The following is a 10,249-nucleotide window of genomic DNA, read 5'->3' as shown; positions in this document are numbered from 1 at the left end:
ACCTTCGTGCGCGAAAAGCTCGGGTTCGCGGCGGATGATTTCGTCGACGCGGCGCAGCTTGCGGAGGGCGGCGTTTCCGCGGCTTTTGCCGGCCGCGTCGCGTACCATGCTGAGGAACTCGTACGCGCGCTCGACGCTGACCGGGCGCTCGAGCGGCTGATCGGCTTCGACGCAGTGATTCTGTCCTTGGTCGGCTCGGGGGTCGTCCCTATGCATGCGGAAGACGCCCAATGGCGCGAGCGCGCGGGGCGCCTGGGATGCGCGCTCGCTGCGCGCGCCGACGTCGTCGTGCGCATGACGTGCGGGATTCCCCAGGTCATCAAAGGAAACCTTGCCGATGCTCCTCGAGGGACGCAGGGCGCGGGCGCGCCTTTGGAGGTCGTCTTCGTGCGCCATGGTGCCACGGCGGGCACGGAAGACCATCGCTACAGCGGGGCGGGCACCGACGAGCCCCTGTCGAGCGCGGGCGAGCGCGCTTTGCGCGACCTCGCGTGCGATCGTGACGTGTTCCGTGTTATCACGAGCGGCATGGCCCGCACCGACCAGACGGCGCGCATCCTCTTCCCGAACGCGGAGCTTATGGCGTGCCCCGGTCTGCGCGAGATGGATTTCGGTGACTTCGAGGGGCGAAGCGCCGCCGAGCTTAAAGAGGATGTGCGCTACCGCGCCTGGGTAGACTCCTGGTGCGAGACGCGCTGCCCGCATGGCGAGGGCAAGAGCGATTTCACCCGCCGCGTCGTCGCGGCGTTTCGGGAGGCGTGCGAATCGGAGCGCGCCCAGGGGAGTGGGCGCGCCGTCTTCGTCGTTCACGCGGGTACCGTGAAAGCGCTGCTCTCCGAGCTAGCTGTCCCGAAAATGGGATATTTCGACGTGCATACCGAGCCGGGCGGCGCATGGGCCGCCACCTGGGATGGGCACTGCCTTCGCGACGTTCGCCCCGCTTCGGGGGGCGATGCCCGGTGATGACGATTCTTGCCGCCGCCGCCGGGTTCGCAGCCGACCTTGCCTTCGGCGACCCGCGCTGGCTTCCCCATCCCGTTGTCGCCATGGGGCGCGCGATCACGTGGGCCGAAGGCCGCCTGCGGGGCTCATTCCCGCAAACGTCCGCGGGCACGCGCGCCGCAGGGCTTGTGCTCGCCGTGGCGCTTCCGCTTGCGTGTGGGCTTTTGACCTTGGGAATCCTGCATCTTTGCGGCATGGTTCACCCCGGCTTGCGCTTCGTGGCCGAGGCATGGGCGAGCTATCAGATTCTCGCGGCATGCGAGCTGCGCCGCCAGAGCCTGGCCGTGGCCCGCGCGTTCTCGAAGGGCGGCCTTGTCGCGGCTCGCGAAGCCGTCGGGCTCATCGTGGGACGCGACACGTCTGTTCTCGACGAGCAGGGCGTTGCGCGCGCCGCCGTGGAAACGGTGGCGGAGAACGCGAGCGACGGCGTCATCGCGCCGCTTTTCTACCTTATGATCGGGGGTGCGCCCTTGGGCATGGCGTACAAGGCGGTGAACACGCTCGACAGCATGGTGGGCTACAAAAACGAGCGCTACATCGACTTCGGCTGCGCCTCGGCGCGCCTCGACGATGCGGTGAACTGGATTCCCTCGCGCTTATCGGCCCTGTTCATGATCGCCGTGTGCCCGATCGTCGGGCTCGATGCTCGCGGGGCGGCGCGCATCTGGCGCCGCGACAGGCGTCGCCATGCGAGCCCCAACTCGGCGCAGACCGAGTCAGCGTGTGCGGGCGCGCTCGGGCTGCGCCTGGCAGGACCCGCGGTGTATTTCGGCAAGCTCGTTGAGAAACCGACGATAGGCGACGCGTCCCGTGAAATTGAGTGGAGCGACATCGCCCGGGCGACTAGGCTCATGCTCGCCGCGTCCGTATGCGCGCTCGTCGTCTTCGGTGCCGCACGCGCGGCGGTCGTGCTCGCCGTGGGGGCGATGGTATGAGGGAAGACCACGCCGCGTCCCGGGCTGCCGGGGGAATCCTGCGCGCCCGTGCGCATGGGGGTAGCACGCAATCGCTCGGCATCGCTTGCGAAGGGGGCGCCTCCGACCTCATTGACTTCTCGGTGAACGTGAATCCGGCAGGCCCCTCGCCGCGCGCCGTTGCCGCAGCTTGCAAGGCGCTTTCTCGAATCGACGCCTACCCCGATAGGGAAAGCCTCGCCCTCGTTCGCGCCCTAGCGCGTGCCCAGGGCATTCCCGAAGATACTATCGTCTGCGGCGCGGGCGCGTCCGACATCATTTGGCGGCTCGCCGCGGCGGTGCGCCCGAAACGCATCGTCGTGTGTGCGCCGACGTTCTCTGAATATGCGGAGGCGGCATCGTACTACGGCGCATGCGTGCAGGAGTTCCCGCTCTCCGAAGCGGACGACTTCGACGTGCCCGCCTCCTTCGCCCGCGCGATCGAGGGGCCGGGAGACGTGGCGTATATCTGCAATCCGAACAACCCGACGGGGCGCCTCGTCGACCCCCGCGTGATCGATGCCGCGGCTTGCCGCTGCGAGCAGGTGGGCGCGCTGCTCGTCGTGGACGAGTGCTTCCTCGGATTTGCGCCCGACGCCCGCGAAAGGAGCGTGGCCGCACGCGCCGCGTGTTCGCGCCATGTGGCCGTGCTCTCCGCATTCACCAAGCTCTACGGAATGGCGGGGTTGCGGTTAGGATATCTGATCAGCGGAAACGCCCAACTCCTCGAGGGGATTCGCCGGGCGGGGCAGGCGTGGCCCGTCTCCTCGGTCGCCGAGGCCGCGGGTATCGCCGCCCTGGAAGACGTCGAATACGTCTCGCGCACGCGCGATGTATTGGCGGGCGAGCGAGCGTGGCTTTCCCACGAGCTCTCCTCGCTCGGGCTTTCCGTCGTGCCGTCGGATGCGAACTTCCTTTTAGTCCGGACACCGGCGAAAGACATCCCCGAGCGCCTGTATAAACAGGGGGTTTTGGTCCGCACGTGCGACTCGTTTTCGGTACTGTCCCGTTTCTGGTGCCGCGTCGCGGTGCGCACGCGCAAGGAGAATGCCCGGCTTGCGATGGCGTTCGGCCGCGCGCTTCGGGCGAAAGGCGCATCGGGCGAAGGCGAACCCGACAAACGGGGCGGCGCTTCTTGCAGCGGCGCTATGGCGGGCGCGTATGGCCGAGGCTCGACGAAGGAGGTCGATACCCGTGGGTAGGGCGAAGCCCATCATGATCCAGGGCACCATGTCGAACGCGGGGAAGAGCCTGCTTGCGGCGGGGCTGTGCCGTGTGCTTTCGCAGGACGGCCTGCGCGTGGCTCCCTTCAAGAGCCAGAACATGGCGCTCAACAGCGGTGTCACGGCCGACGGGCTCGAGATGGGGCGCGCCCAGATCATGCAGGCCGAGGCGTGTGGCATCGTGCCCGACGTGCGTATGAACCCCATCCTGCTCAAGCCCGAAAGCGACCACCGAAGCCAGCTCATCGTGGCCGGCAAGGCGCAGGGGGCCTTCGCTGCGAGGGACTACTTCGCGCGAAAGAAGGCGCTCATGCCGCAGATTTTGGAGTCGTTCGATTCGCTCGCGGAGGAAAACGACGTCATCGTCATCGAGGGCGCCGGCAGCCCCGCCGAAATCAACCTTGCCGAAAACGACATCGTCAACATGGGGCTCGCGCGCGCCGTGTCCTCCCCCGTGCTGCTCGCGGGCGACATCGACCCAGGCGGGGTATTTGCCCAGCTCTACGGCACGGTCGCGCTCTTTGCGCCCGAGGATCGCGCGCTTTTGCGGGGGCTTGTTGTGAACAAGTTCCGCGGCGATGTGGAAATCCTCCGCCCGGGTTTGGCCCCGCTCGAGAAGATGTGCGGGGTTCCCGTCGTGGGGGTCGTGCCGTTTCTTACGCTCGACCTGGACGACGAGGACTCGCTCGCGCCGCGCCTATCTGCCCGCGAGGCGCGCGGCGTCATCGACGTCGCCGTCGTGCGCCTTCCGCATCTGTCGAACTTCACCGACTTCGACCCGCTTTCGCGCGTGCCCGGCATGGGCGTGCGCTACGTTTCCTCGACGACCGATCTGGGCCGACCCGACCTGGTGGTGCTTCCCGGCTCGAAGTCCACGGTCGACGACGCGCGCTGGCTTGCGGCTAGCGGCATCGGAGCCTGTGTACGCGCGCTTTCGGGCGCGGGCACGCCGGTGCTCGGCATATGCGGAGGCTACCAGCTTTTGGGAGACGAGCTTTCCGACCCGCACGGCAGGGAAGGCGCTGGCACCGCGCGCGGGCTCGGGCTCATCCCTGCAAATACGGTGTTCAAGGAGGAAAAGCGCCTCGCCCAGTCGGAGCTGCGCATCACGGGCGCCCAAGGCGCGTTCTCGGTGTGGAACGGCATGACGGCGCGCGGGTACGAGATTCACGACGGCGATACGACCGTCTCCTGCGCCCCTGCGGGCACGATTGGCGGCAAACCAGAAGGCGCGGCCTGCGGAAACGTGTTCGGAACCTATCTCCACGGCCTGTTCGACGAACCGGGGGTGGCACTCGCCCTCGCGCGCTCGCTCGCGCGCATGCGCGGCCTGCCCGAGAGCGTCGTGGGTGCTGAGGGCGCGGTGTCCGCGGCCGATCACCGTGCGCGCGAGTTCGACCGCCTGGCCGACTCCGTGCGCGGGGCGCTCGACATGGAGTATGTCTACCGCATTATCGAGGAGGGCGTATGATCCACGTGTATCATGGCGACGGCAAAGGCAAGACCACGGCGGCGATGGGGCTCGCCCTTCGCATGCTCGCCGCAGGCCGCCGCGTCGTCGTTGTGCAGTTCCTGAAAGACGGCGAAAGCGGGGAGGCGCGCCTGCTCGCCGAGCATTTCGGCGTGCCCGTGTTCGCGGGGAAGGCGTCGGACAAGTTTACCTGGTCCATGACGTCGGAAGAACTTGCCGCGACGCGCGAGTTGCACGATGGGAACCTCGCTTCCGCGCTCGCCGAGCTCGAGGGCGCGCAGGAGGGGCTGCTCGTGCTCGACGAGGCGCTCGACGCGCTTTCGAAGGGGCTTGTCGACGAGGCGCTCGTGGACCGCGCGCTCGATATGTCCGCGCGCGGCGTCGAAGTAGCGCTCACCGGGCGCGCGCCTTCCCGCAAGATCGTGGAGAAGGCCGACTACATAACCGAGATGCGGTGCGAGAAACACCCCTACGAGCAGGGGATATGTGCAAGGGAAGGAGTGGAGTACTAGATGGATTCCAAGGAGATGGCGCCCGGCGACATCGAGCGGCGCAGCTTTGAAATCATCACCGAAGAGCTCGGCGGCCGCACGTTCCCGCCGCTCGAAGAGCCCGTCGTGAAGCGCGTCATCCACACCACTGCCGACTTCTCGTACGCCGATTCCCTCGTGTTCACCCATGACGCCGCGCACTGTGCGCTCGACGCACTGCGCGCAGGGGCCACGGTGCTCACCGATACGAACATGGCGCTCGCAGGCATAAGCAAGCCTGCGCTCGCGAAGCTCGGCTGCAAGGCCGTGTGCTACATGGCCGACCCTGATGTCGCCGTGGCTGCGCGCGCCGCGGGCACGACTCGCGCCGTTGCGAGCATGGACAAAGCTTGCGGCATCGAGGGTCCGCTCATCGTGGCCGTCGGCAACGCTCCCACAGCACTTCTGCGCCTCGCCGAGCTCATGGACGAGGGGAAGATCGCGCCCGCGCTCGTCGTTGGGGTGCCGGTCGGGTTTGTGAACGTGGTCGAGGCGAAAGAGGAGCTACTCGCGCGACGCGCGCCGGCCATCGTCGCGAGGGGTCGCAAGGGTGGTTCGACCGTGGCGGCCGCCATTATGAACGCGCTGCTCTACCAGATCACGCGCCCAGGCGGCCCGAAGTGACGGCGCCCGCATCTGCGCCGGCGCTGCGCATCTTCGCCGGCACCACCGAGGGCCGCCTTCTGTGCGAATGGGCGAGCGGGGCGGGCATCCCCGCCCGTGCCTACGCGGCAACCGAGTACGGAGGCGAGCTTATGGGCGAGCTTCCGGGCATCGAGGTGCATGCGAGCAGGCTCGACGAGGCCGACATGGAGCGCGAGCTTTCCGGCGCGCGCATCGTCGTCGACGCCACGCACCCCTTCGCTACGCTCGCCAGCGGCAACATCCGGGCCGCTTCGCTTGCCGTGGGTGTACGATGTCTGCGCCTTGCGCGTGCGGCCGAGGCGCTGCCCAAAGGCGTCGTGTCGGTCGCGTCGATCGCCTGCGCGGCGCGCTTTCTCTCCGAGAACCCGGGTCGCGCGCTTCTCACGACGGGGAGCAAGGAGCTTGCTCCCTATACGCGCGTCGCCGATTTCTCGGAGCGCTTCTTCGTGCGTGTGCTCCCGCTGCCCGGTGCTATAACGAAGTGCATCGACGCGGGGTTTTCGCCGTCGCACGTCATCGGCATGCAGGGGCCCTTCACCCGCGAGCTCAACGAGGCGATGCTTCGGCAGGTGGGAGCCCAGTGGCTTGTGACCAAGGACTCGGGAACCGTAGGCGGCACGGCCGAGAAGCTTGCCGCCGCGCGCGACGTGGGAGCGCGCTGCATCGTGGTCACCCGTCCCGCCGAGGGAGACGGGGGCCTTTCGCTTCGGGAAGTGGAAGACGCACTCTTACGGGAGTTCGCGCGCTAGGCGCTCGCCGCGCCTGCGCGTCCTCCCGCCCGCGAGGAGGAGCGCCCCGAGCAAGCTCGAACCGTACAAGACCGTCATCCGCCAATAGCTCGAGGAGGACGCCCGGAACTGGCGCAAGCAGCCCTTCAATAAGTTGCGGTGAAATAGTGTCTGTTTTTGCTGCTAGATAGCATATTCAGTCCCTAATTCACCGCAACTTGTTGGTGGTGGCTTACTGGTAGCGTAGGCACTCCACCGGGTCGAGCTTTGCCGCGCGGCGAGCGGGATAGAAGCCAAAGATTACGCCGATGCCGACGGAGACGGCGAAGGCCAGCAGTACCGTGGCGATTGAAAAGCTCGGTGTGATTTGCCCGCTGGCACCGAGCTCGCCGAGAACCCCTGATCCTGCGGCAAACATCGCAAGAGCCCAGGCCAGCAGATAGCCAATCAGGACACCTAGCAGTCCGCCGGTGACGCACAGCGCCGAGGATTCGGCCAAAAACTGCGCAGTGATATCGCGACGACTTGCGCCCAGAGCGCGGCGGATGCCGATCTCGCGGATGCGCTCCGTTACGTTGGTAAGCATCATATTCATAATGCCGATACCGCCGACAAGCAGCGAGATGCTGGCGACAGCACCCATGATGAGCGAAAACGCGCCCATAAAGGAGTTGAGTGCATCGATGGCGCTTTTCATGGAGGTCGCCGATACACTGTTGTACTCATCCTCCTCCTCGATGCCCTTCATCGCGCGCACCTTGGACTCGATGGTCTTGCAGAGCTCATCCATGTCCGTGCCCTCGGCGGCGAGCGCCGTCACGCTGGGGAATGAAGGATTCTCGTCGCCAAACAGGCCGGAGATGGTTTCGCGTGGCATATACAGCGTGAGCGAGCCCATGGAGTCGCTGCCGCCGTCAATCACGCCGACAATCTGCACCTCGCCGTTGGACACCTTGATGGTTTTCCCCAGCGCATCCTGTTCGTTGCCGTAAAGCTGATCGGCGCCGCCGCGGCTGATGAGCGCCACGCGCGAGCCTGATTGAGACTCGGCCTGGGAATAGGTACGCCCCGCAACGAGCTTTCCGGCCCCCACGGCGTCGAGCATGTCGCTATCGACACCCTGTGCCATGACGGTATAGCTTTTATCGCCGGTCTTGTACTCGGTATACGCGCTGTCGACAATGCCGATCTGCTCTATCTGCGGCACCAGTTTTTGAAGCTTCTCGATGTCCGACTCTGTGAGTTCTTGCGACGAATAGATTTGCACCATGCGTGCCGCATTGAGGCCCAGGCTGTTGACCAGGCTGTTTTGGATGCCGCCGATGAGCGAAGTCATGGCGATAACCGAGGCGATGCCGATGACAATGCCCAGGATGGTGAGCAGGCTGCGCCCCTTGTTGGCCTCGAGCGAGTGAAGGGCTTCCTGGATGAGATCGCGGGCGCTCATGCCATCTCTCCTTTCGGCGGGTTGGCGGAGGCGGAAATCATGGGCAGGCTATCCACGGCGCTGCGCAGGGTCCGCGGTGCATGTGGAATATACGCGCCATCGTGAATGCGACCGTCGCGGATGGTCACGGCACGGTCGGCCTCGGCGGCGATGCCGGGGTCGTGTGTGATAAGCACGATGGTTTTGCCGCGCTTCTGGAGCTTATGGAAGGTCTCCATCACAAGCGCTCCGGTAGCGGAGTCCAGGTTTCCCGTCGGCTCATCGGCCAGGATGATGGGCGGGTCATTGACGAGGGCGCGCGCGATTGCGACGCGCTGCATCTGGCCGCCCGAGAGCTCGGATATGCGGTGGTCCCAGTGGTCGACGGGCAGCGTGACAGCCTGCAGCGCGTGAACGGCGCGCATTTCGCGCTGGCTACGGGGCACATTGGTGTAGGCCAGCGGCAGCATGACGTTTTCGATAACCGACAGGCGCGGCAGCAGGTTGAAGCTCTGAAAGACAAAGCCAATGCTCAGGGCGCGGACTTCGGTGAGCTCGTCATCATCGAGCTCGGCCACGTTGAGCCCTTGCAGGTAATAGTCGCCCGCCGTCGGTTTGTCCAGGCAGCCCAGGATGTTCATGAGCGTTGACTTGCCCGAGCCCGAAGGGCCGGTAATGGCGACGAACTCGCCGGGTTCTACCGCCAGGCTCACGTTGTGCAGGATGTGGGCGCAACCCGCCTCGCTCTCAAAAATGCGGTGCACGTTGCGGATGTCGATAACGGGACGCATTACATGCCCTCGTCGTCAGACATGCTGCCCGAATCCGTGCTGTAGCCGCCTTTAGCCGTTGCGTCCGCTCCGGTGTCCATGACGAGGGTGTCGCCATCGCGCAGCTTGGTAACCGGCACGTTGGGGTTGATCTCGTTGCCCTGGTCGTCGCGCTTTACCTGTGTCTTGCCGACTACGGCTTCGTTGTCGTTTTGCGTCACGACGGTCACCTTCACGCGACGGGTATGCTTGCCCTCGTCATCGGTTGCCACGTTGACGTAATAGTGTTCGCCGTCTTCGGTCATGAGCGCCATCGTCGGCACCATCACCACGTCGTCGAGCTGCTCGGTCACCACCGATACCTCGGCCGTCATGCCCGGCTTCAGGCGCGCGTCGGGCGCCTCTATGAGAATGTCGACGTTAAAGGTTACGCTGCCGCCGCCACCGTTGGCGGCGTCGGAGTTTGCCACCGAGGCGATGGCCGTGACCGTTCCCTGGCTTACGATATCGGGAAACGCGGGATACGTGACGTTGGCACTCTGCCCAACGGCGACCTTGGCGATGTCCTTTTCTCCCACCTGTACGGTCACCTTCATCTTGGATAGGTCGGCGATCTGCATGCACTGCTTGCCGCCGCTCGTATCGCTTTCGCCCATGATCATGCCGCCTGTTACCGTGGCGCCCACCTTGGCGTTGAGCTCCACGATACTGCCCGAGCTCGGGGCCGTGACCGTACGACTGGCCGCCTTGGCGTTCGCCTGATCGAGGTTTGCCTGGGCCGATGCGAGGCTGCGCTGCGCGGCCGATACGGCGTTCGTGTCCGCCGATGCGGCGGAGACGCCAGCCGCTGCGGAAGCTCCATCGACGTCCGTCGTTGGGGTGGCCTGAGCGGCAGCTGCGGCTTTCTTCGCATTAGCGAGGTCTTCTTGAGCGGCAGCAACTGCACGCTGCGCCTCGGCAACGTTGCGATCGAGCTCGTCGTTTTTAATGGTCATAAGCACGTCGCCCTCGTTGACGGATTGGCCCGCCTGCACGTTGATCGAATCGACCGTACCGTCGACAGAAGGGGAGACCACTGAGGACGAAATGGGTTTGAGCTGGCCTTTCGCCTCGACCGTTGTGGTAAACGTGCCCTCGGTCACCATGTCGGTCACAGGACCGCTAGCGCCCTGTGGCTGCACATTGATAACAAGGGTTGCAACAATGGCAATGAGCGCGACGGCACCCACGACGCCGGCGGCAATACCGCGACGAATCAGCTTTTTGCGTCGGCGTTCGGCACGCTTTGCCTTGAGCTTGGCATATGCCTCTTCATCGGAAATCTCGGCCGTATCGTTCGCGCGTCCGCTCTGCTTGTCGGCATGTACGTTTGTAATCAGAGGAAACGTTTCGGTGGCACCTTCGGGCGTGCGCTCGGTATCATCTGGGCCCGGGGTGATCGTGGGGACATTCGGCATAGCGTCTCCTTTATAGAAAGAATCTCGATAATTATATGCGCCCA

At 65.4% G+C, this 10,249-nt stretch carries 10 protein-coding genes; 7 read left to right on the top strand and 3 right to left on the bottom strand.

Annotated features, from left to right (window positions below; all coding sequences use genetic code 11):
* The first annotated feature begins 6 nt into the window (after positions 1-6).
* Genes AB5Z54_RS07630 through cobK form a run of 7 tightly spaced genes read left to right on the top strand, consistent with a single transcriptional unit; the run spans position 7 to position 6,573 of the window.
* Complete coding sequence (locus AB5Z54_RS07630; protein ID WP_368135338.1) at positions 7-963, top strand: histidine phosphatase family protein; 957 nt, start codon at positions 7-9, stop codon at positions 961-963.
* A complete protein-coding gene (gene cbiB / locus AB5Z54_RS07625) occupies positions 963-1,937 on the top strand; it encodes an adenosylcobinamide-phosphate synthase CbiB (protein WP_195544716.1) in 975 nt (324 codons plus the stop codon). The genes AB5Z54_RS07630 and cbiB overlap by 1 nt, the downstream gene beginning before the upstream one ends.
* Positions 1,934-3,157, top strand: coding sequence for a pyridoxal phosphate-dependent aminotransferase (locus AB5Z54_RS07620; RefSeq protein ID WP_368135337.1), 1,224 nt, complete (start codon positions 1,934-1,936; stop codon positions 3,155-3,157). Before cbiB ends, AB5Z54_RS07620 begins: the two co-directional genes overlap by 4 nt.
* Entirely contained in the window at positions 3,150-4,649 is a 1,500-nt protein-coding gene (locus AB5Z54_RS07615) for a cobyric acid synthase (protein ID WP_368135336.1), read from the top strand. The genes AB5Z54_RS07620 and AB5Z54_RS07615 overlap by 8 nt, the downstream gene beginning before the upstream one ends.
* Positions 4,646-5,161 (top strand): cob(I)yrinic acid a,c-diamide adenosyltransferase, encoded by a 516-nt coding sequence (locus tag AB5Z54_RS07610; RefSeq protein ID WP_035138235.1) that lies wholly within the window; start codon positions 4,646-4,648, stop codon positions 5,159-5,161. Before AB5Z54_RS07615 ends, AB5Z54_RS07610 begins: the two co-directional genes overlap by 4 nt.
* The gene (locus tag AB5Z54_RS07605; protein ID WP_055310664.1) at positions 5,162-5,803 is read left to right on the top strand and encodes a precorrin-8X methylmutase; all 642 of its coding nucleotides are present in this window, start codon (positions 5,162-5,164) and stop codon (positions 5,801-5,803) included.
* Positions 5,800-6,573 carry a precorrin-6A reductase gene (gene cobK, locus AB5Z54_RS07600; protein WP_368161047.1) on the top strand — a complete coding sequence of 258 codons (774 nt, stop codon included), beginning with the start codon at positions 5,800-5,802 and terminating at the stop codon, positions 6,571-6,573. Before AB5Z54_RS07605 ends, cobK begins: the two co-directional genes overlap by 4 nt.
* Positions 6,574-6,784: 211 nt before the next feature.
* Here the strand turns inward: cobK and AB5Z54_RS07595 are convergent, their stop codons facing one another.
* From AB5Z54_RS07595 to AB5Z54_RS07585, 3 genes are read right to left on the bottom strand one after another with little or no spacing between them, the layout of a single operon-like run.
* Complete coding sequence (locus tag AB5Z54_RS07595; protein WP_195625057.1) at positions 6,785-7,999, bottom strand: ABC transporter permease; 1,215 nt, start codon at positions 7,997-7,999, stop codon at positions 6,785-6,787.
* Positions 7,996-8,769 carry an ABC transporter ATP-binding protein gene (locus tag AB5Z54_RS07590; protein ID WP_138340805.1) on the bottom strand — a complete coding sequence of 258 codons (774 nt, stop codon included), beginning with the start codon at positions 8,767-8,769 and terminating at the stop codon, positions 7,996-7,998. The genes AB5Z54_RS07595 and AB5Z54_RS07590 overlap by 4 nt, the downstream gene beginning before the upstream one ends.
* Positions 8,769-10,205 (bottom strand): efflux RND transporter periplasmic adaptor subunit, encoded by a 1,437-nt coding sequence (locus tag AB5Z54_RS07585; RefSeq protein ID WP_368161044.1) that lies wholly within the window; start codon positions 10,203-10,205, stop codon positions 8,769-8,771. Before AB5Z54_RS07585 ends, AB5Z54_RS07590 begins: the two co-directional genes overlap by 1 nt.
* Positions 10,206-10,249: the final 44 nt, after the last annotated feature.

The organism is Collinsella aerofaciens, assembly GCF_040910185.1.
In the GTDB taxonomy this organism is placed as follows: domain Bacteria; phylum Actinomycetota; class Coriobacteriia; order Coriobacteriales; family Coriobacteriaceae; genus Collinsella; species Collinsella aerofaciens_BF.
The sequence above is the reverse complement of the archived record's forward strand: the minus strand, read 5'-3'. Positions and strand labels throughout refer to the sequence as shown.

What these genes read in the sequence shown, in the direction of transcription:
- cbiB (WP_195544716.1), top strand. Translation starts at nt 963, where the DNA reads ATGACGATTCTTGCCGCCGCCGCCGGGTTCGCAGCCGACCTTGCCTTC.
- AB5Z54_RS07620 (WP_368135337.1), top strand. Translation starts at nt 1,934, where the DNA reads ATGAGGGAAGACCACGCCGCGTCCCGGGCTGCCGGGGGAATCCTGCGC.
- AB5Z54_RS07610 (WP_035138235.1), top strand. Translation starts at nt 4,646, where the DNA reads ATGATCCACGTGTATCATGGCGACGGCAAAGGCAAGACCACGGCGGCG.
- AB5Z54_RS07605 (WP_055310664.1), top strand. Translation starts at nt 5,162, where the DNA reads ATGGATTCCAAGGAGATGGCGCCCGGCGACATCGAGCGGCGCAGCTTT.
- AB5Z54_RS07595 (WP_195625057.1), bottom strand. Translation starts at nt 7,999, where the DNA reads ATGAGCGCCCGCGATCTCATCCAGGAAGCCCTTCACTCGCTCGAGGCC.
- AB5Z54_RS07590 (WP_138340805.1), bottom strand. Translation starts at nt 8,769, where the DNA reads ATGCGTCCCGTTATCGACATCCGCAACGTGCACCGCATTTTTGAGAGC.
- AB5Z54_RS07585 (WP_368161044.1), bottom strand. Translation starts at nt 10,205, where the DNA reads ATGCCGAATGTCCCCACGATCACCCCGGGCCCAGATGATACCGAGCGC.